The 20,925-nt window shown below is 51.4% G+C and carries 25 protein-coding genes; 11 read left to right on the top strand and 14 right to left on the bottom strand.

Going from position 1 to position 20,925, the window contains the following annotated elements; all coding sequences use genetic code 11:
• Positions 1–42 precede the first annotated feature (42 nt).
• Positions 43–222, bottom strand: a complete 180-nt coding sequence (locus ACO2Q8_RS24020) for a histidine kinase dimerization/phosphoacceptor domain -containing protein (RefSeq protein WP_423347422.1) — start codon at positions 220–222, stop codon at positions 43–45.
• A 122-nt stretch (positions 223–344) separates the two neighbouring features.
• On the opposite strand from ACO2Q8_RS24020, the gene ACO2Q8_RS24015 reads away from it, so the two are divergent.
• On the top strand, positions 345–614 hold the full coding sequence (locus tag ACO2Q8_RS24015) for a hypothetical protein (protein WP_423347421.1): 270 nt from the start codon (positions 345–347) through the stop codon (positions 612–614).
• A gap of 136 nt (positions 615–750) precedes the next feature.
• Here the strand turns inward: ACO2Q8_RS24015 and aqpZ are convergent, their stop codons facing one another.
• A complete protein-coding gene (gene aqpZ, locus ACO2Q8_RS24010; protein ID WP_423347420.1) occupies positions 751–1,452 on the bottom strand; it encodes an aquaporin Z in 702 nt (233 codons plus the stop codon).
• 121 nt (positions 1,453–1,573) lie between these two features.
• On the bottom strand, positions 1,574–2,500 hold the full coding sequence (locus tag ACO2Q8_RS24005) for a LysR family transcriptional regulator (protein WP_423347419.1): 927 nt from the start codon (positions 2,498–2,500) through the stop codon (positions 1,574–1,576).
• A 198-nt stretch (positions 2,501–2,698) separates the two neighbouring features.
• Between ACO2Q8_RS24005 and ACO2Q8_RS24000 the strand changes: the two genes are divergently transcribed.
• From ACO2Q8_RS24000 to ACO2Q8_RS23990, 3 genes are read left to right on the top strand one after another with little or no spacing between them, the layout of a single operon-like run.
• Positions 2,699–4,135 carry an NADP-dependent isocitrate dehydrogenase gene (locus ACO2Q8_RS24000; RefSeq protein WP_423347418.1) on the top strand — a complete coding sequence of 479 codons (1,437 nt, stop codon included), beginning with the start codon at positions 2,699–2,701 and terminating at the stop codon, positions 4,133–4,135.
• 28 nt (positions 4,136–4,163) lie between these two features.
• The gene (locus ACO2Q8_RS23995; protein ID WP_423347417.1) at positions 4,164–4,406 is read left to right on the top strand and encodes a hypothetical protein; all 243 of its coding nucleotides are present in this window, start codon (positions 4,164–4,166) and stop codon (positions 4,404–4,406) included.
• On the top strand, positions 4,403–4,612 hold the full coding sequence (locus ACO2Q8_RS23990; RefSeq protein ID WP_423347416.1) for a hypothetical protein: 210 nt from the start codon (positions 4,403–4,405) through the stop codon (positions 4,610–4,612). The genes ACO2Q8_RS23995 and ACO2Q8_RS23990 overlap by 4 nt, the downstream gene beginning before the upstream one ends.
• Before the next feature lie 98 nt (positions 4,613–4,710).
• Here the strand turns inward: ACO2Q8_RS23990 and ACO2Q8_RS23985 are convergent, their stop codons facing one another.
• A complete protein-coding gene (locus ACO2Q8_RS23985; protein ID WP_423347415.1) occupies positions 4,711–5,394 on the bottom strand; it encodes a 3-keto-disaccharide hydrolase in 684 nt (227 codons plus the stop codon).
• Between the two features lie 126 nt (positions 5,395–5,520).
• On the opposite strand from ACO2Q8_RS23985, the gene ACO2Q8_RS23980 reads away from it, so the two are divergent.
• Positions 5,521–5,805: a hypothetical protein gene (locus ACO2Q8_RS23980; protein WP_423347414.1), complete on the top strand. Its 285-nt coding sequence runs from the start codon at positions 5,521–5,523 to the stop codon at positions 5,803–5,805.
• 58 nt (positions 5,806–5,863) lie between these two features.
• On the opposite strand, the gene ACO2Q8_RS23975 is transcribed toward ACO2Q8_RS23980, so the two are convergent.
• Positions 5,864–7,555 carry a family 43 glycosylhydrolase gene (locus ACO2Q8_RS23975; RefSeq protein WP_423347413.1) on the bottom strand — a complete coding sequence of 564 codons (1,692 nt, stop codon included), beginning with the start codon at positions 7,553–7,555 and terminating at the stop codon, positions 5,864–5,866.
• A 497-nt stretch (positions 7,556–8,052) separates the two neighbouring features.
• On the opposite strand from ACO2Q8_RS23975, the gene ACO2Q8_RS23970 reads away from it, so the two are divergent.
• From ACO2Q8_RS23970 to ACO2Q8_RS23950, 5 genes are read left to right on the top strand one after another with little or no spacing between them, the layout of a single operon-like run.
• The gene (locus ACO2Q8_RS23970) at positions 8,053–8,907 is read left to right on the top strand and encodes an STAS domain-containing protein (RefSeq protein WP_423347412.1); all 855 of its coding nucleotides are present in this window, start codon (positions 8,053–8,055) and stop codon (positions 8,905–8,907) included.
• A 12-nt stretch (positions 8,908–8,919) separates the two neighbouring features.
• Complete coding sequence (locus ACO2Q8_RS23965; RefSeq protein ID WP_423347411.1) at positions 8,920–9,324, top strand: STAS domain-containing protein; 405 nt, start codon at positions 8,920–8,922, stop codon at positions 9,322–9,324.
• Positions 9,325–9,331: 7 nt separating this feature from the next.
• Positions 9,332–9,718 (top strand): anti-sigma regulatory factor, encoded by a 387-nt coding sequence (locus ACO2Q8_RS23960; protein WP_423347410.1) that lies wholly within the window; start codon positions 9,332–9,334, stop codon positions 9,716–9,718.
• Positions 9,696–10,724 (top strand): ATP-binding SpoIIE family protein phosphatase, encoded by a 1,029-nt coding sequence (locus ACO2Q8_RS23955; RefSeq protein ID WP_423347409.1) that lies wholly within the window; start codon positions 9,696–9,698, stop codon positions 10,722–10,724. Before ACO2Q8_RS23960 ends, ACO2Q8_RS23955 begins: the two co-directional genes overlap by 23 nt.
• Before the next feature lies 1 nt (position 10,725).
• A complete protein-coding gene (locus tag ACO2Q8_RS23950) occupies positions 10,726–12,435 on the top strand; it encodes a sensor histidine kinase (RefSeq protein ID WP_423347408.1) in 1,710 nt (569 codons plus the stop codon).
• A 12-nt stretch (positions 12,436–12,447) separates the two neighbouring features.
• On the opposite strand, the gene ACO2Q8_RS23945 is transcribed toward ACO2Q8_RS23950, so the two are convergent.
• From ACO2Q8_RS23945 to ACO2Q8_RS23935, 3 genes are all read right to left on the bottom strand, one after another.
• The gene (locus tag ACO2Q8_RS23945) at positions 12,448–13,032 is read right to left on the bottom strand and encodes a YdeI/OmpD-associated family protein (protein WP_423347407.1); all 585 of its coding nucleotides are present in this window, start codon (positions 13,030–13,032) and stop codon (positions 12,448–12,450) included.
• Entirely contained in the window at positions 13,032–13,751 is a 720-nt protein-coding gene (locus ACO2Q8_RS23940; protein ID WP_423347406.1) for an SDR family NAD(P)-dependent oxidoreductase, read from the bottom strand. The genes ACO2Q8_RS23945 and ACO2Q8_RS23940 overlap by 1 nt, the downstream gene beginning before the upstream one ends.
• Before the next feature lie 69 nt (positions 13,752–13,820).
• Complete coding sequence (locus ACO2Q8_RS23935) at positions 13,821–14,150, bottom strand: MmcQ/YjbR family DNA-binding protein (protein WP_423347405.1); 330 nt, start codon at positions 14,148–14,150, stop codon at positions 13,821–13,823.
• Between the two features lie 128 nt (positions 14,151–14,278).
• Here ACO2Q8_RS23935 and ACO2Q8_RS23930 point away from each other — a divergent pair, with 128 nt between their 5' ends.
• Positions 14,279–15,094, top strand: coding sequence for a helix-turn-helix domain-containing protein (locus ACO2Q8_RS23930; protein WP_423347404.1), 816 nt, complete (start codon positions 14,279–14,281; stop codon positions 15,092–15,094).
• A 93-nt stretch (positions 15,095–15,187) separates the two neighbouring features.
• Here ACO2Q8_RS23930 and ACO2Q8_RS23925 read toward each other — a convergent pair whose 3' ends face one another.
• The 6 genes from ACO2Q8_RS23925 to ACO2Q8_RS23900 form a co-directional block, all read right to left on the bottom strand.
• Complete coding sequence (locus tag ACO2Q8_RS23925) at positions 15,188–15,682, bottom strand: hypothetical protein (protein ID WP_423347403.1); 495 nt, start codon at positions 15,680–15,682, stop codon at positions 15,188–15,190.
• Positions 15,669–16,025, bottom strand: a complete 357-nt coding sequence (locus tag ACO2Q8_RS23920; RefSeq protein WP_423347402.1) for a hypothetical protein — start codon at positions 16,023–16,025, stop codon at positions 15,669–15,671. Before ACO2Q8_RS23920 ends, ACO2Q8_RS23925 begins: the two co-directional genes overlap by 14 nt.
• A gap of 17 nt (positions 16,026–16,042) precedes the next feature.
• Positions 16,043–16,804: an SDR family oxidoreductase gene (locus ACO2Q8_RS23915; protein WP_423347401.1), complete on the bottom strand. Its 762-nt coding sequence runs from the start codon at positions 16,802–16,804 to the stop codon at positions 16,043–16,045.
• Positions 16,805–16,907: 103 nt separating this feature from the next.
• Positions 16,908–17,819 carry a helix-turn-helix domain-containing protein gene (locus tag ACO2Q8_RS23910; RefSeq protein ID WP_423347400.1) on the bottom strand — a complete coding sequence of 304 codons (912 nt, stop codon included), beginning with the start codon at positions 17,817–17,819 and terminating at the stop codon, positions 16,908–16,910.
• A 76-nt stretch (positions 17,820–17,895) separates the two neighbouring features.
• Positions 17,896–19,908: a tetratricopeptide repeat protein gene (locus ACO2Q8_RS23905; protein ID WP_423347399.1), complete on the bottom strand. Its 2,013-nt coding sequence runs from the start codon at positions 19,906–19,908 to the stop codon at positions 17,896–17,898.
• Positions 19,887–20,894, bottom strand: coding sequence for a hypothetical protein (locus ACO2Q8_RS23900; protein ID WP_423347398.1), 1,008 nt, complete (start codon positions 20,892–20,894; stop codon positions 19,887–19,889). The genes ACO2Q8_RS23905 and ACO2Q8_RS23900 overlap by 22 nt, the downstream gene beginning before the upstream one ends.
• Positions 20,895–20,925 lie beyond the last annotated feature (31 nt).

Here is a 20,925-nt window from a genome sequence, read left to right as displayed (position 1 = left end):
TTGTCTCTGAATTGGAGACAGCCTTTTGTCTTTCAGTGACAGCTAACCAATTGACTCGGGTAACATTATCAGGTTTGTTAATTGCTGATGAATCAACGAAATGACTTCCACCCGCTGCTGACCTTCTCTCACGGCCCAAACGGCACTTTCGTCCTCCAATCGGTTCGACTGCAAGTATAATAGACTGGACACAATGGCCCGATTGTTTATTGATCCGTTCATTGGCATCGGAAAGTGTCTGTTTGTTTCGGCCGGTTTGTCGTTAACCCGACGAATGGTGCGGTACTGAAAAAACAGGATGCCGAGCAGAAACGCCAGCAGGAAGGCGGCATCCGCTACTTAGGATGATCAAGAGGCTGCCCTGTAAATTGCCGGTGATTTTGGTATCTGATACTGATCCAGAAATTGCCCGGCAAGGGTTAGCTCAATGCGATCCCGATTTGTTTTTAGCGAAGCCATTCAATATGCAGGAGTTATTGATTAAAATTGAGCGGCTGATTCACTCTTTTTCAGAAGTGGACCAAAGCGGAGGTCTTGCGAATGCTATCAGCCCTTTCACATTTATTACACTGAAATTTCCTCCCATAAATGAAGACAAGTTGTTTTGGTTTTAGATCTTTGACGTGTTCGTTTCCGATGCATTTTTGAACGAACATTCTAAACACAGAGCAGCCCCTTGTTAGATGACAAAAAGGGTAGGTTCAAAAAGTTAAGAGTTTTCTGGCTGGCGTTTTAACCTGCTCAATTGCCTTACTTCCCGGCTTCCTCGAAAACGCCTTTGTAAAACACCGCAGCCACGATGCCGCCCACGATCGGGGCCACGATAAAGAGCCAGAGTTGTTTCAAAGCCGCTCCGCCCGCAAAAATAGCCGGGCCGAAGCTCCGCGCCGGGTTAACGGACGTGCCCGTGACGGGAATGGCGACCAGGTGAATCAGCACCAGCGTCAGGCCAATCGCCAGACCCGCCATCGTGCCGTTACCCAGCCGGGAGGTAGTCCCGAAAATAACCAGCAGAAACAGGAACGTCAGCACGGCCTCGGTGATGAAAGCAGAGGTGGTATTGTAGGCTCCCAGATAACCAGGCCCCCAGCCGTTGGAACCAAGCGCCCATTCGCCCAGCGCAAAACCGGGGGCACCTTCCTGAATCAGGTACAAAGTCCCGGCCGCCAGTGTAGCCCCCACGAACTGGGCGACGATATAGCTCACGGCTTCGTTGGCCTTGATTTTACCGGCTACGAGCATCGAAATCGTGATTGCGGGATTGATGTGACAGCCCGAAACCGGCCCGATGGCGTAGGCCATGACCACCACCGCCAGCCCGAACGCGAAGGAAATACCCAACAAACCGATGCCCGATGGCCCGGTCGAAGAAATACCGGAAATGCTGGCTGCTCCGCAGCCAAAAAGTACCAGCGAAAAGGTGCCGATCAACTCGGCCAGTGGCTTTTTCATAAATAGTTTTTGTGGTTAAAAGAAAGGGGATTTGCCTATTCTTTTGACCACAAAAAACCGCTAAGGTCACACCATGAGGAAGAAAAGCCCGCAGACAGTGGTGTCTGCGCCAGTTGTCAGGTCAACGATAGTTTTCAAACCAGTCGAAGCGTTCTTTGACCAGGGCATCTTTCTCTTTGTGAAGGTACTCCAGATACATAGCGGCCACCGGCGACAGTTTTTTAGGAGAAAGCCAGATCAGATTCCAGACCGACGTAATCGGGAAGTTCTGAACCGGAATGATCTGAAGCTGCCCATTTTCCAGTTCATTTTTAATGCCGATCAGGGGCATGATGGAGTAGCCCAACCCGGCAATGACGGCCTGCTTCACCGCTTCGTTCGATGTCAATTCCATCTTTTTGGTCACCGCCAACTGGTTGTTTTCGAAATAGCGTTCCATGACAAACCGGGTGCCCGAACCCGCTTCCCGGTAAATGAGTGGAATGCTTTCGAAAACCGTTTTGGGATACAGTTTTTCTTCAACAGTCACTTCCCGGTTGCCGACCAAATACAGTTTATTCTGCATCAGCTCGATTTTGTTGATCGTCAACTGCGTGGGCAGCACCGAAACCAGCGCAAAGTCGACTTCGTTATTCTCCAGACTCTCGATCACCTTCGATTTGTTGGTTACATCGAGCACCAGTTCGACGCCCTGGTGGCGCTTCATAAAGTCAGCTAAAAAATACGGGATTACGTATTTTCCGGTGCTGACCACCGAAATTTTTAAGCGTCCGGCGAGCTGGCCTTTGTACGCCAGCGTCTTGTAGTTGATGGCGTAAACTTCATTCAGAATATTCTCCGCAGCCACGGCAATTTCCCGACCGAAATCGGTCACGTACAGCTTCTTTCCTACTATTTCCGTCAGCGGGATTTCAAACTGATTCTGGAAATTTTTCAATTGGATCGACACCGCAGGCTGCGTCAGATGCAGGTCTTCGGCCGCCTTGGTGATGCTTTCGGTTTGGACAATTTTCAGAAAGATCCTGAGTTGATTGAGCGTATAGTTCATAAAATATATTTATACAAACCATTACAAAGATAAATAAAAATATATAGTCCACTTGCAACAATTTTGCAGCGTCAAAATCAACCAATTATCACTCACTGATCAAGACGGCAGGCTGTTTAGAGTTTTCAGAACCGTTTCGGTTCTGTCATTTATCCAACAGACAATGCCGATTATTCCACAAAAAAATTCAATTTAAACATGACAAGAATAACGGTTGCAAAAGGCGACGGGATCGGCCCGGAAATCATGGACGCAACGCTGGAAATTATTCTGGCGGCAGGTGCTCAACTGGAAATTGATGAAATCGCCGTGGGCGAACAGGTCTACCTAGCTGGCAACACGTCGGGCATTGCCAAAGAATCCTGGGACATCATCCGAAAGAACAAAGTGTTTCTGAAAGCCCCGATCACCACCCCACAGGGTGGAGGTTACAAGAGCCTGAATGTAACCACCCGGAAGTTTCTGGGTCTTTATGCAAATATCCGGCCCTGCCTGAGTTTACATCCCTACGTCAAAACCAAGCATCCGCAGATGGATCTGGTCATTGTCCGGGAAAACGAGGAGGATTTGTACGCCGGGATCGAACACCAGCAAACCGACGAAGTGGTGCAGTGTCTGAAGCTGATCAGCCGCCCGGGTTGCGAAAAAATTGTTCGGTACGCCTTTGAATACGCCCGTCAGTATGACCGCAAAAAAGTAACCTGCTTCACCAAAGACAACATCATGAAGCAGACCGACGGTCTGTTCCACCAGGTCTTCGACGAGATAGCCAAAGAGTACCCCGACATCGAGAACGAACATTGGATTATTGATATCGGAGCCGCCAAGATGGCCGACACGCCCGAAGCGTTCGACGTGATCGTAATGCCCAACTTATACGGCGACGTACTATCGGACGTAGCGGCCCAGATTGCCGGTTCGGTCGGGCTGGCGGGCTCGGCCAACATCGGGGAAGAGTGCGCCATGTTCGAAGCTATTCACGGATCAGCGCCCCGCCGGGCCGGGCAAAATCTGGCCAATCCATCCGGCTTGCTGCAAGGAGCCGTGATGATGCTGAACCACATCGGCCAGACCGAGGTAGCCGAAAAAGTACAAAATGCCTGGCTGAAAACCATTGAAGACGGCATTCATACCTACGACATCTATAAAGAAGGCATCAGCCGCCAGAAAGTTGGGACGAAGGAGTTTGCGCAGGCGGTTATCCGAAACCTGGGCGAAAAACCGTCGACGCTGAAAGCCGTGAGTTTTGCCAAAGGCTCGGCCCTGCAACTGCCGAAATACCAGCGCAAACCGGCAGCTAAAAAAGACCTGGTGGGCGTCGACCTGTTCGTACACTGGGGCGGCACCAACCCGGATGAACTGGCGAGTCTGATTCAATCGATCCAGACGCCGGAAGCCAAACTGTCCATGATCACCAACCGGGGGATCAAAGTCTGGCCGGACGGTTTTCAGGAAACCTTCTGCACCGACCACTGGCGGTGCCGGTTCAAGCCAACCGAGGGCGAACTATTGCCGAAAGGGGAGATCATCAAGCTGCTGTATAAAGCCCACGAATCAGGCATCGATACGGTCAAAACCGAGAATTTGTACGCTTTCAACGGACAACCGGCTTTCTCGTTAGGCCAGGGTCAATAAAGAAAAACTGCCGAAAACCGTCATGGAAATGCAACTCATACAAGGTCAATTCTCAGCGCAGGACGCCGTTAAATTACTTACGGAAATGGTCCACATTAAGATCAAACACCACGAAAGCAAAATCAATCCGAGCAGCAGTGAGGAAGATGTCAAGATGCGGGAGAAACGGATCAAAACACTGCAAAAAGACCTGTTCGAACTGCGGGAAGCGATTCAATCAGCGGGAAAACCAGTAGCAATCGAATCCCTGTTAAAAATCAGCCTGCCATGAAATCCATTCTGCGGTACTCCGGCGTTCTGAGCGCCCTGCTGCGGTACCACCTGCCGGGTTTACAGATCGCCTTTCAACTGAGCGTGTCGATTGCCGGTCTGGTGGTGGCGTTCCTGCTCAGCGACGATGTTATGCTGAGTTCGCTTTGTAAAGCCCTGTCGATCATTTGCAGCCTGAGTTTGTTGCGCGGCCTGACCTCAAGCTAAATACCGGGTTTTGGGGAAGGGAGCGGAAAGGTCATGTCCGTTGCAACCTGAGATCGTTACAACCCGGCAGCCTCCACCTTTCCCCCCTTCCCTCCCGTTTATTTCAACTCCTTGATTTTCATATTCCGGAAGTAAATCGGCGCTCCGGCATGCTTGCCCTGAAAACCGACGTGGCCCTCATTCGGCAGGCTGGCCCAGGGCTTGTTCAGCCAGTTCGGGATCTCGGTTCCGTCGGGGTTGGTTTTGCCGGACGTCCACTGGTTCATGTCGATCTTGTTGATCAGTTGCCCGTTCATCACGACCGAAATTTTCTTTCCCTGACACGTAATCGTGTATCGGTTCCATTCCCCCGCCGGTTTGACGAGCTTCGGTTTCGCGGCTGGTTTATGGCCGAAAAAAGCCGCACACTGCCAGGTGGCCGGGGCTTTCGACCACTGCTCGCTGTAGTCGTCGGCAATCTGGATTTCGACCGAGTTCGGAATAAACCGGGCCGTGTCGCTGCAATAGACAAACACCCCGCTGTTGGTGCCAGGGGCGTTTTTAAATTCCAGATCCAGCACAAAATTTTTGTACGTTTTTTGGGTCCAGATCGGGATATCTTCCGTGGCCGTCAGAACGCCATTTTCCACACTCCAGATGCCTTTCGGAAAACCGGCGTCCGACAAATCAGCCGCAAACAGCGGTTTCCAGTCTTTACCGGAGGTGTTGGGATGTTTTTGGGGCGTTTGGGCAAAGGCCAGGCTGCCCAGAAGACAGCCGACCAGCAAGAGAATGTTACGCATGGGATGGATTGATTACGCACAGATTAGCAGCCCGAAATTGCTCGTCTTTTCGCAGAAAGAAAAATGATTGTAAAACCATCCGGTTAAAATCCTCGTTTATCCAGGAAACAATCAACGTTTGAAAACATGGATAAGGCACAGAAATTTGAATTGATGAACAAGATCGTTCGGGAACTGGAAGACCTCCAGAACAGCCAGACGGCCCTGATCAACAAGATCAGCCAGATCGAGGTAGACAACATGAACCTGAACGACTCATTCCTGGAAAAACAACTGGGCGACATGCACGCGAAGATTGCTGACAATGTCGATGCCGTCAAAGATATCTTCAGCCATTTTGAGGGCACCCGCGATGATTTTGCCAAAGCCAACAACCTGAATATCGAAGAAGAGACCGAACAAACGCTCTGACGGTTTTGGGTCCGACTGATCCGGGGCGGTTTTCCGAAGGAAAGCCGCCCCTTCCGTTTCAGCGCGGCCCGATGACCCCACTAACCGTCGAAACGCCGTTTTCGTTGAAGGCTTCAATGGCAAAATAATACGGCACGCCGACGTTCAGCGCCCGCAGTTCCAACTGGTTCGGCTGGTCGTTCCAAACCTGGTAGGTCTGATAAAGCTTGTCCTTCGCAATGCCCCACAGGATGTTGTAGCCCGTGGCTCCGGGCACTTTCTGCCACGAAATGTCGGCATTGCGCTGGTCTTTCTGCCGCACCACGGCCAGTTTGGCGGGCGTCGTCGGAGCCTTGCCCAGTCCCTGGCCAAACACCCGAAACCCGTTGATGGCCACGTACGGCCCGGCGGTATACACATGCTCGTAACGAACGTACCGCGCCCGCACCGGCGTCGGCAGTTCCACGTAGGCACATGCCCGATCGCGCTTCGGCTGCCTGGTGAGGTCGGCAATGATTTCCCATTTTTTCCCGTCGCGCGAAGCGTGTAACCTGAACTGCGTATAGACCGTAGAGTCACTATCGTAAATGGTATTTTTATAATCGACATAATTCACCTGAACCGCCCGCACGTCCTGCTCGGCCCCCAAGTCGGAGGTCAGGGTTTCGCCGGGGCGGTTTTGGGTCGGCACCCAGAAGGTCCGAGGGTTTTCGTCGACCGTCAGTTCGGCCCGCATCGTGTCCAGTGTCGAGGAGGCCGTGACCGGTTTTTTATAGTTGAGCAACATCCAGCCTGTAAACAAGTCATTGCTGTTTTGCCATTTCGCCGTCGGGAGTTTGTGCGGAAAATCGCCAAACCGGGTGTTGGCGTACAACTGGTCGTCTTTGTCGAAACCGGCGGGGTGCATCACAATCCGGCGTTCCATGCCCCAGACAATGCCGAGCCAGGTTGTGCCGGTATTCCAGTAATTGCCGAAGTTATCCTGAAAGGTATTTCCGTGGCCAGTACCGGTGGCATAACCACCTGGTTTATAGGCAATCGGGTTATAAGGCGCGTACTCAAACGGCCCTAGTGGATCTTTGCCCACGTACGTTCCGTTGGCGTACACGTTGTATTCGGTGCCGGGCGCACCGTATTGCAGATAATACTTTCCGTTGTGTTTGGTCATCCAGGCTCCTTCAACGAACGGCTTGATCGGATCGGAATGGTTCGGGCCGAAGCGCTCCCAACCGTGCTGCCAGGGATCGAGCCAGAACATCGGCTGGTAGGCCTTCGACGGTTCCGGAATTTTGTAGGTCAACCGGCGGCCGTGGTCGAGTTCGGCCCCAAAAACCGGGTAGACATTCGAGGAGCCCCAGTACATATACCACTTGTCGGTATCCGGGTCGTGAAAGAGCGCCGGGTCCCAGGGGCCGATGTCTTTGGGCAGACGCGGCAACCAGCGGTTGTAGAACTTGAGCTTCCCTTTGCCGGGTTCGGTGGAGTAAAAGATGGGGCGTTGCTCGAAGGTCGACTGAAACAGAAACAGCGTGTCGCGGACCGACAAAGCCGCCGGAGCGCACATGTCTTCCATCGGCCATTTGTCGGGCACCACATATTGCCAGTCGACGAGGTTTTTCGATTTCCACCAGCCACCGGAGATGGTGACAAACAGGTAATACTCACCGGGCTGATTGCCTACTTTATGGTTGATAATCACCGGATCGGCCCCGGATCGGTACGAAATCCGCTCGTTCAGTTGCTCGAAATTATACCGATAGCTGATGTCCATCGGATTGCAATACGTCTGCTGCTGAGCCAACCCTTGAAAGGCGCTGAATAAGAAGCAGAAAAAAACTGGCTTAATTTTGTCTATTTTCATCGGATCCAATTCATTTCAATTTGTCGGTTAAAATCGATTAAATTAACGCGAACTATGAGATTATCTATCTGAATAATAAGTCGTTTCAGTGCCATCGGCACGGAATGTTTATGAGAAAAACCGCCAGTATCTGCCGATCAGCGTGCCGTAGGTACGCCATTCACCCTGGGTTGCGTACCTACGGCACGCGTAGAATACATAGAACACTACTTTTCTACAATCATTCGACCCCGATGGGGTCATAAAACTCATAGTTCACGTTAAATTAACGCATTTTACAAAAGGCTGGAAAGTTCCTTTGAGAAGTATAGGCTTGCTGCTTCGAATTCCCAGTCGATAATCTTTTCCCGATTCAGCAGATTCCTCTACCCCAACCCTTACTTTTGTCTTTTAACCAAAATCGACTTATGAAGAATACAGCCGTCAAGGTGCTGCAACGAAAGAAGAAGCAGATTATCGAACTCTGGATGAAAAATCAGTTAGCCGATACTGGCCTGCGGGAGGATTTGATGAGTAACGAGGATTTACTGGTTCAGTCGGAAGAGTTCATGAATGTTATTCTGAAAACTGTCAATGAAAACAACATTACCCAACCCGACTCAACTGATTTTGAAGACGTCTACGAAATTTTAGGAGGAATTTCCATTTCGCGGGCCCGGCAGGGTTTTTCGCCCCGCGAAACCGGTCTGTACATTTTCAGCCTGAAAGAGGCCATTCTGGATACCCTGAAGCAGGAACTGGCGGGCGACCCGACCATTCTTTACGAAGAAAGCCTGAAAATCAACAAACTGATTGACAGCTTTGGCGTCATTACCTTCGAAACATTTATCAAAGGCCGCGAAGAAGTTATTTTGCGGCAAACCGACGAAATCGCCGAAATTTCAACCCCCGTGATCCGGGTGTGGGACGGTATTCTGGCGCTGCCCATTATCGGGACGCTCGACAGTTCGCGTACGCAGGTGGTGATGGAAAGCCTGCTTCAGGAAATTGTCGATACCGGCAGCAGCATTGCCATTCTGGACATTTCGGGTGTTCCGGCCGTCGATTCGCTGGTGGCCCAGCACCTGATCAAAACCGTCAGTGCAACCCGGCTGATGGGGGCCGAGTGCATCATCAGCGGCATTCGACCCGAAATTGCCCAGACCGTTGTCCACCTGGGCATCGATCTCTCCAACATCATCACCAAAGCATCGCTGGCGAGCGCCCTGAAATATGCGTTCGCGCTGCAAAAACTGGAGGTTCGTAAGAAACAATCAATCTAAGCTTCGCTCGCTATGGAAAAGATCCCTATTCTCAGGATGGGGCCCTATTTACTGGTTACCATTCAGGTCGATCTCTACGATCGGCTGGCGCTGAATCTGGAAGCCGATCTGATCCAGACCGTAAACAAAACCGGTGCCCGGGGGGTTTTAATTGATATTTCTGCTGTCACAATTGTTGATTCGTTCATGGGTCGAATTATTGGCAATATTGCCAGTATGGCGCGCATTCTGGATGCGGAAACGGTGGTAGTGGGCATGCAACCCGCCGTGGCCATTACGCTCATTGAACTGGGCTTGCCACTGAAAGGCGTGTACACGGCATTGAATGTCGAAAAAGGCATGGAACTGCTGAAAGCCAGGATTGGCCCGGATCACGATGAACAGGACGATGAGGATGACGATGCTGGTATTGAATAAGGACCGAATGGTTATTCAAAAAGACCAGGATGTTGTCCTGTTTCGAAACCGGGTGAAAGAATATGCCGTTAAAATTGGGATGGGGCTGGTCAATCAGACCAAGCTGATCACAGCGGCCAGCGAATTGGTGCGTAATATGTTACGCTATGCCAACGGGGGCGAAGTCTTGATCGAAGTAGTCAGCCGAATCCGCGAAAACGGCATTCGGCTGACGTTCATTGACAAAGGGCCGGGTATTGCCGACATCGAGAAGGCGATGCAGGACGGTTATTCCACCGGGAAAAGTCTGGGCCTGGGCTTACCCGGTACCAAGCGACTGGTCAATGAATTCAATCTGAAAAGTACCGTTGGCGAAGGCACAGTAGTCACGATTGTTAAATGGAAGAATGGGTAATAGACACCATACGGTTTTCAGCGCTCCTGACCGGAGTTATCTGGCTATTGTAAAAAAGGAAATTCATTCATTTGCCCTACAACTTGAATTTAACGCTAAAAAACAAGCTGAGCTAGACATCATCGTGGCCGAGATAGCCTCTAACTTAGTGAAACACGCAGGTGGGGGCGAAATCCTGGTTCGTAAACTGGAGGAACCCGCGTATGCCGGCATTGAACTGATCAGCATCGACAACGGGCCGGGCATGTCCGACCCTGGCCGGATGGTAGCCGATGGCACCTCGACCACCAACACCCTCGGGCAAGGGCTTGGAGCGATCAAACGCCTGTCTGATAAATTTGAATTGTATTCGTTGAAAAATTGGGGAACAATTCTTCTGGCGCGCGTTTATACCAAAAAGCCACCCGTACCAGCTACCTTACCGAAGGTTGAAATTCGCCCCGTTGTTGTGCCAAAACCCGGTGAATCGGAATGTGGTGACGGATATGCCACCAAAATCACCGCGAACGGGCTGAAGCTGTTTCTGGGCGATGGACTCGGACACGGACCAGAAGCCAGCCATGCTGTCGAGGAAGCCATTAAAACCTTCCAGCTTAGTCCGGAAACTAGACCAACCGACCTCCTTCGGTCCATGCACCAGGCGGTCAGAAAAACCCGCGGGTTAGTGGGCACCATCCTGCAGTTTGACTTTAAATCCCGGAGGTGGACAGTGTGTGGCATTGGAAACATCGCGACCCGGTTTCAGGGAACCCTTTTTTCGAAAAGCCACATGGCCTACAATGGTATAATCGGCATGAATATTCCCGGCACGATGAGCGATCAGGAGGTAGGGTTTGAAAATGGGCAACTGGTCATTATGTGTTCCGATGGGATCAAATCGCGCTGGGACCTGTCAAAGTATCCGGCGATTGTTAATTATGATCTATCGATCCTGGCGGCAGCGCTTTACAAAGATTACTCCCGCCGAACCGATGACACATCGGTGGTGGTAGCAAGAATTGGCTGACATGAACGAGATTGCTAAGATAGCTTTAGATAACGAACTGGATTTAATTCTGGCGCATAAAAGCACCATGAAACTAGCCGAGTTGGCCGGGCTCTCGCTGGCAGCTCAAACGACGTTTGCCACGGCGGTTTCGGAGGTGGCCCGGGATGCGATCACCTACGGCATCGGAGCTACCCTGACCCTGGGTGTTTCGACGGCAAAAGACCGAAAACTGCTGGCGCGCGTGAAGGACCGGCGGATCAAGGGAACCGTCAATGAAGGCATCCGGTATGCCCGGCGGCTGGTCGACCAGCTCGACTACGCCGAATCCGAACGGGGCTCGGAAATCAGCCTGTATGTGCAGCTTCCTGCCAACCCGCGAATCAGTGAGGCCCGAGTCGAAATCTGGAAAGCCCAGTTTCGCGACGAACCGCCCATCTCGCCCTACGAGGAAATTCGCCGGAAAAACCGCCAATTGCAGGAAATGGCCGAGCGGCTCCGCGAAAGTGAAAAACAATACCAGACGCTGACCGACACACTGCCCCTGATGATTTTCACGGCGTCGAACGAAGGTAAACTGCTCTATGCCAACCGGTGGCTTGAAGCCTATACCGGAACATCGATGGACGTACTGAACGAAAAAGGCTGGCGGGCCGTGGTCCATGCCGACGATGCCTACAAACCCTGGAACTGGCGGGAACAAGCCCAAAGCGACCGGACCTTCCGTAACGAAATCCGGATTCGGCAGGCGGCTACGGGGGATTATGTCTGGCACCTGATCAATGCTACGCCCATTCTGAATGAGCAGAACGAGGTACTGTCCTGGAACGGTTTTCTGGTGGATATTCACGCCCAGAAGATGATGGACCGAACGCTGAAAGACAATCAGGAACTGACCGAAATCAAACAGCAACTCGAGCAATACCAACTCGAATTGAAAATGAACATCGGCGAACTGAACCGCAGCAACCAGGAACTGGCCGAATTTGCCTACGTGGCGTCCCACGATTTGCAGGAGCCGCTGCGAAAAATCCAGTCGTTCGGTACGTTGCTGCTGGAGCAGTTTTCCGTCGACCTTAATCCGGCGGCTCAGGATATGATTCAGCGAATGCATTCGGCCGCCGAGCGGATGCACTTGTTGATCAAGGACTTACTATCTTACTCGCGCCTGAATACCCACCACCAGCCCTTCCGGCCGGTCGATCTGACGACCCTCATCAAAGAAGTACTGGGCGACCTGGAACTCAACATCCGGGAACGCAATGCGCAGATCACCCTGGAACCGCTCCCCACTGTACAGGGCAATCCGTTGCAATTGCGGCAGATGTTTCAGAACCTGCTTTCCAATGCGTTAAAATTCCGAACGCCCGAGCGGGTTCCGCAGATTCGGATCAGTACACAGAACGTCAACATTTTCGACATTCCGGTGCCCATACGCAACCGGGAAAACGCTTACCTGGCTATCAGCGTCCAGGACAACGGGATTGGGTTCGATGAACGGTATCATGACCGGATTTTTCAGCTTTTCCAGCGGCTGCACGGCCGGGATCAATACGCCGGAACCGGCATCGGTCTGACCATCTGCAAGAAGGTAGCCGAAATGCACGGTGGCACCATCGCGGCCAAAGGGTACCCCGGACAGGGAGCCATTTTTACGGTGTATTTGCCTATGAGTGTGGTCGTAGAACCGTCGCTGGTCGCCCAGTCAAACGGATCGGAGCAGGCGTCATGAGCGATTTTCGGCTTATCGATCAATGTTGACCCGTTTGTTTTGTTCGGCCATTCGAACGGTTTCCGCCAGCCGCTTCTGCCGGGTTTCGGGCCGTTTGGCGTTCAGAATCCATTCCAGAATCCCGCGCTTCGACGAGGGCGAAAACGCCTGAAAGTTGGCCATCGCCTGCGGATTCTGATTGAACAATTGCTGTAAATCATCCGGAATCACCGCGTTCTGCACATCCACCAGCGCTTCCCAGGTCCCGGTTTCTTTCGCCAGGTCGATCATCGCCTGACCAGCCGGTCTGATCAACCCCTTTTGCGTCAGTTTGTCGACCCGTTCACGGTTGGCCTGGCTCCAGTTGCTTTTGGGGTTTCGGCGCGCAAAATAGAGGTAAAAGCTCTCCTCGTCGCGTTTATTGGCCACACTGTCGATCCAGCCGAAACACAGCGCTTCCTCCACGGCCTCGTCATAGTAGACACCCGGTTTTTCGCTGGTTTTCCGGTACATGATCAACCAGACAGCCTTTTCGGTGTCGTGATTCTGGTCCAGCCAGTTCCGCCAGTCCTGTCGGTTTTGGGCGTAGAATGCGTTAACGCCTTTGTGGGTTTCCATCACCAGGCAATGGGTTGTCCGTCTCTGAAAAAACCGCCACTGGGTCCGTCGTCCGGAAGGGTTACGCCCCAGACAATGCTCTTAGCTCCTTCCTGAACGGGCCGGGCACCCCATTCGGCCGTTCCGGGGTAAGTGGCGACAAAACCGGGGCAAACCGCGTTAATTTTGATGGTAGAGCCTTCGAGTTGCTTTGCCAGCTTCACCGTCAGGCCGTTCAGCGCCAGTTTGGTCAGGGCGTATACCGGCACGCCGTTCGGGTGGTGAGGCAAACCAAAAACCGGGTCGGTAAAGGAACCCGCTCCGCTCGATACGTTGACAATGCGCCCATGACCGCTTTTCTCCAGCAACGGTACAAACGCTTTGATCATCCGCCAGGCTCCGAGCAAATTGGCGTCAAAAGCGTCTTTGACAAAATCCATCTCCGCCGACAAAGGCTGCTGACCGGCGTCGAAGTACGCTCCGGCATTATTGACGAGCGCATCCAGTTTTCCGAACTGCTGTTCAACTTCCTGCGCAAACTGCTGAACGCTTTTGTCATCGGTAATATCAAGGGGCCGGGCGATGGCTCCGATCTGATCTGCTAAAGCCGCCAGCGAATCGACGTTTCGGGCAGTTACAATTACACGGTAGCCTAGTTCGGTCAGTTGTTTCGCCGTCTCGAAGCCCAACCCGGTTTCCCGACTGGCTCCGGTGACGATGGCTAGTTTTTCCTCGATCATACGGTCTGTTCGTTACTGCTGATTGGAAGAAAGCGCTGTGGAAGAAAAAGGTTTTGGAAATTTACCGCATCAAAATCCAGTCTGCCGCTTTTTTGGGGCGACGGTCCGGTAAGCCGCCGTCAGGGCATCCCGCAGCGTTTCCTCCGGTACTTTCTCCAGATTCACAAACGTCCAGCCCTGCTTGCCCCAACCATTCGGCACGGGATAAATGACGGTTTTGTCGAACGTTGAAAACAAATCCTGATCCCGTTCCGATAATTTCAGGCACACCCGCTGATTGGCCGTGTCGAGCGTGGCGACAATCTTCCCCGCAACCCGAAACGATGGTTTCTCGAAATGCGCCTGTTCCGTCATGCCGGGAAAGGACAACGCTAGCCGCCGGAAGGTCTCCATATCCATCCTAACGAATGTTTGGGTTGCTAATGCGCTAAAAATACACAAAATGCGCCGGAATGTCCCGTTCAACAACTATTCGTTGGCGGTTTTTATTACCCTCCTTAGCTTTGCGTTGTCAATTTGAGACGTCTATGGTCCAGCAACTTGTCCACTGTCATGCCGCCTTAAAACCGTATGTCAAAGACATTCTGGTGTTGGAGGGCTGCGAGAGCGTGGCTACGCCGAACACCTTCCGTTTTTTTGCCGACGGCTGTCCCGGTATTATCTTCCAGCAATCGTCGCGGGGTATGCTGCTGAATGCACTTACTTACCCAACCACGTCTTTTTTTCTGTACGGCCAGACCATCAAACCGGTGGAAATTACGGCCCGGGGGCGGTTTCGGCTGCTCATTTTTTTCCTGTATCCGCACGCCATCCTGCCCCTGCTCGGAATCCGGGCCGACACGCTAACCGGTACCTGCGTTGACCTCGGCCCACTGCCGACCTTATCCGGTCTCCCGGCGTTCGAGCGGTTATTTCAGTCCGATTCCGTAACCGATCAGGTTGAACTGGTTTCATCCTGTATACTGCGGATGCTTCAACTTAATCACCCCAGCGCCGACCGGGCGCTGAATTTCGCGGTCGACCAAATCTGGACGGCCCAGGGAAATGCCTCGTTGCCGGAATTGCACAGAACGCTGAACATCTCCGAACGCACCTTCGAACGGCGGTTTGAGCAGTACGTTGGCATTTCGCCCCGGCTCTTTGCCCGGATTTGCCGGTTTCAGGCGAGCCTGCAACAGTTGAAAAACCGGGATTACAGCAAGCTGTCCGACATTGCCTTCGACAACGGGTACGCCGATCAGTCGCATTTCATCCGCACCTTCAGGGAATTTACCGGTTTTTCGCCTTTAAAACTGCCTGCCCAGCCCGACCCGTTCCGGTACGACCGTGCTTCGGTGTATTGATGGTTGGCTACCGGTTCTCTGTTCTATTATCAACAATCTCATCGTTCGCGTTGAATATAAAAACAACCGGATCAAATTTTGACAAAATATTATTCAAATACCAGGGGAATTGATCCTTCTTAAATTCTCAATATCCTCGATATCTTTCGTTCTTCCCGTCGCTTGCTTGTCTTGAATCAAATCCTCAAGGCTAATAAATACGATCTCTGCACCTTCAGATTTAAACGATTGACGCCTTTCGTAAGCTTGCCAAAATCTTAGAGGGGCTTTTATAGTTGGCAGAAGGTCAAGGGTGTATTCTTCAAATTCGAACCTTAGAAACGGAGCTAGGTCTATAACTTCGGCATTTCGGTGCTCGGTTACATCCTTTCCGAGTTGTTCCACAGCACTGAGCAACCGGGCATGGTTTTGAGGTGTAGTTCTGTACCAAAGATCTAAATCGACCTTCTCTGTGGGCTGGCCATTCTTGCCAATTGTCGGCCTGATATATCCGTGAATCGCAACAGCCGTGCCACCGACTATCATGTAGTCAACGTCGTTTTCATTGAATATCCTGCAAACGTTGCGGATAATATTAAGATAATCCATGTGCAGCGGCCCTGCTTACAGATGTAGTGTTATCTGGGGATGCTTTTGATTGGATGTATTCTTTTCGCAGAACGGTCATAGCCTCGGCAAACTGTGCATAACGATCAGCCGCCACGGTAGGGTGCTGCTCTACCGCCAATGAACTGTCTTTCAGTTCGTCAAAGCTATTATATCGTGTTTGTTTGGCCATGAGAAAAAAACATCCATTAGCGCAATAACACTGAAAAATACAGATATGGTGCAAAAAGTCAAAGAATATTGCAAAAATACAACTATTTACTAAAGCAGCCCCTTTCAGCGTCGTGGTAAGCTTATAAATTTCAGAACCTGTGACTTGAATCACAGGTTCTGAAATCGCATTTACAAATTCATCCCACCCGACACCTCGATCCGCTGCGCGTTGATCCAGCGAGCTTCTTCGGTGCAGAGAAAGGCCACCACCCCACCGATGTCGTCGGGCAATCCGGCCCGGCCCAGCGCCGTAACGCTGGCAATGCCCTGATTCAGTTCGGCATTATCCCGGACGTGTCCTCCACCAAAGTCGGTTTCGATAGCCCCCGGAGCCACCACATTAACGGCAATCCCGCGCGCACCGAGTTCTTTGGCCTGGTAGCGGGTCAGTGTTTCGATGGCACCTTTCATGGAAGCATAGGCCGAATAACCGGGCGTCGCAAACCGGGCCAAACCGGTCGAGAGGTTGATGATGCGGCCCCCATCGTTCAGCAGCGGCAGGGCTTTTTGCGTCAGAAAGTAGACGCCTTTGAAATGGATGGTCATCAACTCATCGAACTGCTCCTCGGTCGTTTCGGCAAACGGCGCGTAAACGCCAATTCCGGCGTTGTTGATCAGAAAGTCGAACCGGTCGGTTTGGAAGGTATCGTTCAGGACGGTTTTCAGTTGGGCAAAAAAACCGTCGAACTCGCCAACTTGCCCGGTATTGAGTTGCAGCGCTGCGGCTTTCCGGCCTTTCGCTTCTAGTTCTGAAACGACGGCCAGCGCATCGTCTTTCTGGCTGTTGTAGGTCAGCACGACGTCGATTCCTTTTTCGGCCAGGCGCAGCGCCATGTTTTTTCCCAGACCACGGCTACCGCCGGTTACCAGAGCAATCTTACTTGTGTTCATCGTTGTCTTTGAGTGATTTGTGATGACACAAAGGTAGCCTGCCCGGCGGCCGGGGTGTTTGCAAGCATCAATCCATGGTTTGCAAAATTCAAATCAGACCAGGCTAAGCCCGGAAAGCCAGCGGAGCCAGCGTCGTCTGTTTCTTGAAAAAGTTGGAGAAATGCGCCACTTCTTCGAAGCCCAGCGAGTACGCAATCTCGGAAATATTCCAGTCGGTTTGCTTGAGCAGGATTTTGGCTTCCTGCAAAATCCGGCCGCTGATGAGGTCGGTGGTGGTTTTGCCGGTGGTTTCTTTCAGGACTTTGTTGAGGTGGTTGACGTGAACAGCCAGCCGCTCGGCGTAGTCTTTGGCCGTCCGAAGCGAGAGTTTCTGGTGGGGCGACTCAATCGGAAATTGCCGTTCGAGCAGTTCGATAAACAGCGAGGTCACGCGGGCCGACGCGCTGTGCGTCGGGTGCAGGGCCGTAGCCGGTTGCAGTTTTTGTCCATAATGAATCAGTTCCAGCACGTAATTGCGCAGCAGATCGTATTTATAGGCATAATCCGACGCCAATTCCTTATACATCTTCCGGAAAATGTACGTCAGTTCTTCCACGGCTTCGTCGGAAAGCTGAAAAACCGGGTAGCCGCCGGGATGGAAAATCGGCAGTTCGTCGAGCACGACCCCGCTTTTGCTCTGAACCAGAAAATCGCCCGTAAAAATGCAGAAAAAGCCGGATTGCTCGTCGTCCTGCGGCACGTAGTGATACGGGATTTTGGGCGTTGCAAACAGCAGGGCCTGCTTCTCGATTTCGATCACCTTATCGGCGTATTCGGCCCGGTTTCGGCCGTTGATCAGGCTGATTTTGTAGTACGCCCGCCGGTTGTAGGGCATCGTGGCTTTCGGATTCTTCCGCAGCCGCGCGTTGACCTCATCAATTTTAAATACATTGAAATGCCCGATTTCCCGATTGATCCCTTCTGGCACCAACCCGGCGGTTTCCTGGTAAAATTTTTCCAACGAAGTGATTTCCATATCCCGGCAATTTGCAAAATTCAAAGGTAGCAAAATCTCCCGGACAGCAAACACCGCCTTACTTCCGCCCGGTTCCCTACTCCACTGCCCGTTTCAAGATCTCGCGCTCGAAGAAGATGCGCTGCTCTTTGGGTAATTCATACAGCGCCTTCTCTTCTTTGCCGAACACGACCCGGCGATAGATGGTGACGTAGGTTGAAATGATCTCAAAACCGGGGCGGTTTTGCAGCCAGGTTTCTAACTCAGCGAGTTCGGGTTCGGTGGCGGTTTGAGATTGGAGGTAGGTTACAATTCTCTTTTCTAATATCTGTATCGCTTCATTGTTTTCACCATCTATTTCTATTACTTTTTTTTGAGCATCAATAGCTTGAATAAATGCTCTTGCGAATGCATGGGATATACTAAGCCCCATCCACCCTATCTTTTTTTCTGGATTAAACTTAATAAATTGGGTGTAGGCATCAGCTGCTTGAACGTATCTGCCACCTTCGATATAGTTTATTCCTATTAATAAAAAAACAAAATTAAATTCTGAGTTGATCTTGAAAACATTCTGAAAAGCAGCAATTGCTTGGTCTTTATATCCTTGCTTATCATAAGTGTACCCTAAACCCATTATTGCCAATTCGGCATTTGGTTCTATCTGAAGTGCTTGTTGGTAAGTCTTAACAGCTAGAGCATAATTTTCTTGATCTCGATAAGTATCTCCTAAAGCTACTAGTTCTTGGACCCTTACAGTTTTGCTTTTATTCGTGATTTCTAGCTCCATTTGCATTTTTAACGCTCTCTCCCTAGCTTCAACTTCCCACTGAAATTTCTGTTTTTTCAGCGGTTCCATCTCACCTTCATACAATTCCTCAAACCGCAACTTCTGCTCTTTTATCTCATCGTGAGAATAATACAAAGCCAGAAAGTCAATAAACAAAGCCGAAATACCTTCACGCTGTTCGCCAATTTCGATAGCAATCCGAAGTAAAGGTTCAGAAACGTCGTAGAGTTTGTTTCGTTTGTCGATGGGGTCGGGCAAGGCGTCGATCAGGTGCTGGCGCTGGAGTTCGCTGAGTTGCTTTGTGAGCGACGTGGTGGCAATGAAGCAGTTTTTGCCAATGTCAGTGCCTTTTTGCGGGGTTTTCGCCAGCGCCAGATAGTACAGAATCTTTTGCTGCTGGGCGGGCAAAAACCGGATAAACGTCTCGTAATACGGCTTGAGATCGTTCATGGTTTTCATGAAAATCTCCGAGAGGGCCGCGACACTGTCGGCTTTCAGAAACTCGTAGAACGTCACCAGCAACCGGTGATTGCCTTTCACCAATTCGTGAATGGCCCGCACCTGCGCCCGGCCCGGTCCGGCCAGGTGTTCGATCATGACCGGCCGCTGCTCGATTTCGGCCAGATTTTGCAGCAGTTCCAGCGATTCCGCATACGTGAGTTTCTTCAACGTAATCGTGGAGAAGAAACCGTAAAACGGGCGGTCTTCCCGGCCCAGGTCGGGGCTGGTGGCTTGCGAAGTTGCCACGATGCTGATGCGGTTATGCCGGTACAGCCAGGCCCGCAGTTTGGATTGCCCGATTTTATCGAGTTTTTCCAGAATGTCATCGAAGTTTTCGCTCAGGATTAGCAGCGGTTTGTCGCCCACGTACTCGCCGATGAGGTTTTCGGCCACGTATTCCTGGCGGCTTTCGGGTGTTTCGCGCAGGATGTTCAACTGGGCTTCCAGCGCGGGCCGGTCGGCGTCGTACCAGCGCATGAAGGCGTTGATGATCCGGATCAGAAAATCGAGATACCCTGAAATCCCGTACTCTTCCTCCGCAAAATAGGCTACCACCAGCGCCCGGTTTTGCACCAGATCGCGGATACGGTGGTACAAAACGCGCAGCAGATGCGTTTTGCCGGAACCGCGCGGCCCGACGATGAACACCTGGTGATTGACGCCATGTCCGGCGATTTCGCGGGCGTATTGCTCCAGCAAATCCACCGTCTTCCGGCGACCAATCAGCATTTTTTCCAGAATATCGGGCTGCACATTCTTGGCCCCGAAACTCAGAAACGTACTGATTCCTTTCGTTCCTATGCTTTGTTGAGTCTCCACCACTGCTTGATGAGGTTGTATTTGAACTGGTACTTTCGCGCACCGTCTTCAATCGCTCGAATCAGGTATTGCTCACTCCGTAAGGTTTCCAACGAATTCAGAATCTCGGCCGGATCGGCATGGGGCACATGTTGCTGCAAATTCTCTTCCGAAACCAGACCAGGTTGCTTCGATACGTGATTCAAAATTGAAATCATCCGCTCCGCTTTTGCTGGCTCATAGTAGATACCAATTCGCTGATGAAGCTGATTGAATATTTTGGCTTCGTCCGGATCATTCAGCAAAATGGCTTCCGATTTTTCCAGGGTCTCTTCACTGATTATACTTTCAAAATTTGACTGGATGATCTGAAAAAGCGCATTGATGTAAAAGGGCAGATTCTCCGCAAACCGGCAGATCCGACGATAGAGTACTTCCGGATCAACAACACACGTAAAACCGGAAAGGGCCAGACATTGGCATAAAAAGAAAGCGTCATGTTCCTGCATTGCATCCAGCCGAAACGGTTTTGTATCATTAAACGGCTCACCGGTGTATTTATGCTTGAGCCGAAGCCGATCCAGTACTACCTGCATCCCCACAGAACCACAAATGACAAACCGTATTTGCCCTTGTTCTTTCAAGTCGATCCGTAATTTCCGAAACAAGTCCAGCAACTCAATGGCATCCTGTGCCTTATCATTTTGCAACCAATCCCACAACATAACCGGGAATTCGTCCAGCACCAGTGTCAGAATTTCGTCGTTTTTCCGGTTTCGGGCGGACAGGTCCCGGATGCAAGCCGTCAAAGCGTCTTTCCACTTCGTTTTGAACTCGGGTAATTTGAAAGTAACCTCATCAATCGTTACTTCTTCTGGTTTTACTTTGTTGTAAAGTGTCCGAACGAAGTTCCAGGCGGTCTTGATGCCACCCAGTGACTCCTTTTTCCGTAGCACATCCAGCAAAACATCGGTTAGCTCGGTAACATCTTTTACACCCTGCAGCATGAAGTAAACTACTTGATTCGGCTCTTTATCT

Source organism: Larkinella sp. VNQ87 (genome assembly GCF_049445795.1).
Classification (GTDB): Bacteria; Bacteroidota; Bacteroidia; order Cytophagales; family Spirosomataceae; genus Larkinella.
This window is presented reverse-complemented; position numbering and strand designations above follow the sequence as displayed.

Bases quoted from the DNA above. Each gene is read 5' to 3' on its own strand.
- ACO2Q8_RS24020 (WP_423347422.1), bottom strand. From the start codon at position 222: ATGAACGGATCAATAAACAATCGGGCCATTGTGTCCAGTCTATTATAC.
- ACO2Q8_RS24015 (WP_423347421.1), top strand. From the start codon at position 345: ATGATCAAGAGGCTGCCCTGTAAATTGCCGGTGATTTTGGTATCTGAT.
- aqpZ (WP_423347420.1), bottom strand. From the start codon at position 1,452: ATGAAAAAGCCACTGGCCGAGTTGATCGGCACCTTTTCGCTGGTACTT.
- ACO2Q8_RS24005 (WP_423347419.1), bottom strand. From the start codon at position 2,500: ATGAACTATACGCTCAATCAACTCAGGATCTTTCTGAAAATTGTCCAA.
- ACO2Q8_RS24000 (WP_423347418.1), top strand. From the start codon at position 2,699: ATGACAAGAATAACGGTTGCAAAAGGCGACGGGATCGGCCCGGAAATC.
- ACO2Q8_RS23995 (WP_423347417.1), top strand. From the start codon at position 4,164: ATGCAACTCATACAAGGTCAATTCTCAGCGCAGGACGCCGTTAAATTA.
- ACO2Q8_RS23990 (WP_423347416.1), top strand. From the start codon at position 4,403: ATGAAATCCATTCTGCGGTACTCCGGCGTTCTGAGCGCCCTGCTGCGG.
- ACO2Q8_RS23985 (WP_423347415.1), bottom strand. From the start codon at position 5,394: ATGCGTAACATTCTCTTGCTGGTCGGCTGTCTTCTGGGCAGCCTGGCC.
- ACO2Q8_RS23980 (WP_423347414.1), top strand. From the start codon at position 5,521: ATGGATAAGGCACAGAAATTTGAATTGATGAACAAGATCGTTCGGGAA.
- ACO2Q8_RS23975 (WP_423347413.1), bottom strand. From the start codon at position 7,555: ATGGACATCAGCTATCGGTATAATTTCGAGCAACTGAACGAGCGGATT.
- ACO2Q8_RS23970 (WP_423347412.1), top strand. From the start codon at position 8,053: ATGAAGAATACAGCCGTCAAGGTGCTGCAACGAAAGAAGAAGCAGATT.
- ACO2Q8_RS23965 (WP_423347411.1), top strand. From the start codon at position 8,920: ATGGAAAAGATCCCTATTCTCAGGATGGGGCCCTATTTACTGGTTACC.
- ACO2Q8_RS23960 (WP_423347410.1), top strand. From the start codon at position 9,332: ATGGTTATTCAAAAAGACCAGGATGTTGTCCTGTTTCGAAACCGGGTG.
- ACO2Q8_RS23950 (WP_423347408.1), top strand. From the start codon at position 10,726: ATGAACGAGATTGCTAAGATAGCTTTAGATAACGAACTGGATTTAATT.
- ACO2Q8_RS23945 (WP_423347407.1), bottom strand. From the start codon at position 13,032: ATGGAAACCCACAAAGGCGTTAACGCATTCTACGCCCAAAACCGACAG.
- ACO2Q8_RS23940 (WP_423347406.1), bottom strand. From the start codon at position 13,751: ATGATCGAGGAAAAACTAGCCATCGTCACCGGAGCCAGTCGGGAAACC.
- ACO2Q8_RS23935 (WP_423347405.1), bottom strand. From the start codon at position 14,150: ATGGATATGGAGACCTTCCGGCGGCTAGCGTTGTCCTTTCCCGGCATG.
- ACO2Q8_RS23930 (WP_423347404.1), top strand. From the start codon at position 14,279: ATGGTCCAGCAACTTGTCCACTGTCATGCCGCCTTAAAACCGTATGTC.
- ACO2Q8_RS23925 (WP_423347403.1), bottom strand. From the start codon at position 15,682: ATGGATTATCTTAATATTATCCGCAACGTTTGCAGGATATTCAATGAA.
- ACO2Q8_RS23915 (WP_423347401.1), bottom strand. From the start codon at position 16,804: ATGAACACAAGTAAGATTGCTCTGGTAACCGGCGGTAGCCGTGGTCTG.
- ACO2Q8_RS23910 (WP_423347400.1), bottom strand. From the start codon at position 17,819: ATGGAAATCACTTCGTTGGAAAAATTTTACCAGGAAACCGCCGGGTTG.
- ACO2Q8_RS23900 (WP_423347398.1), bottom strand. From the start codon at position 20,894: ATGCTGCAGGGTGTAAAAGATGTTACCGAGCTAACCGATGTTTTGCTG.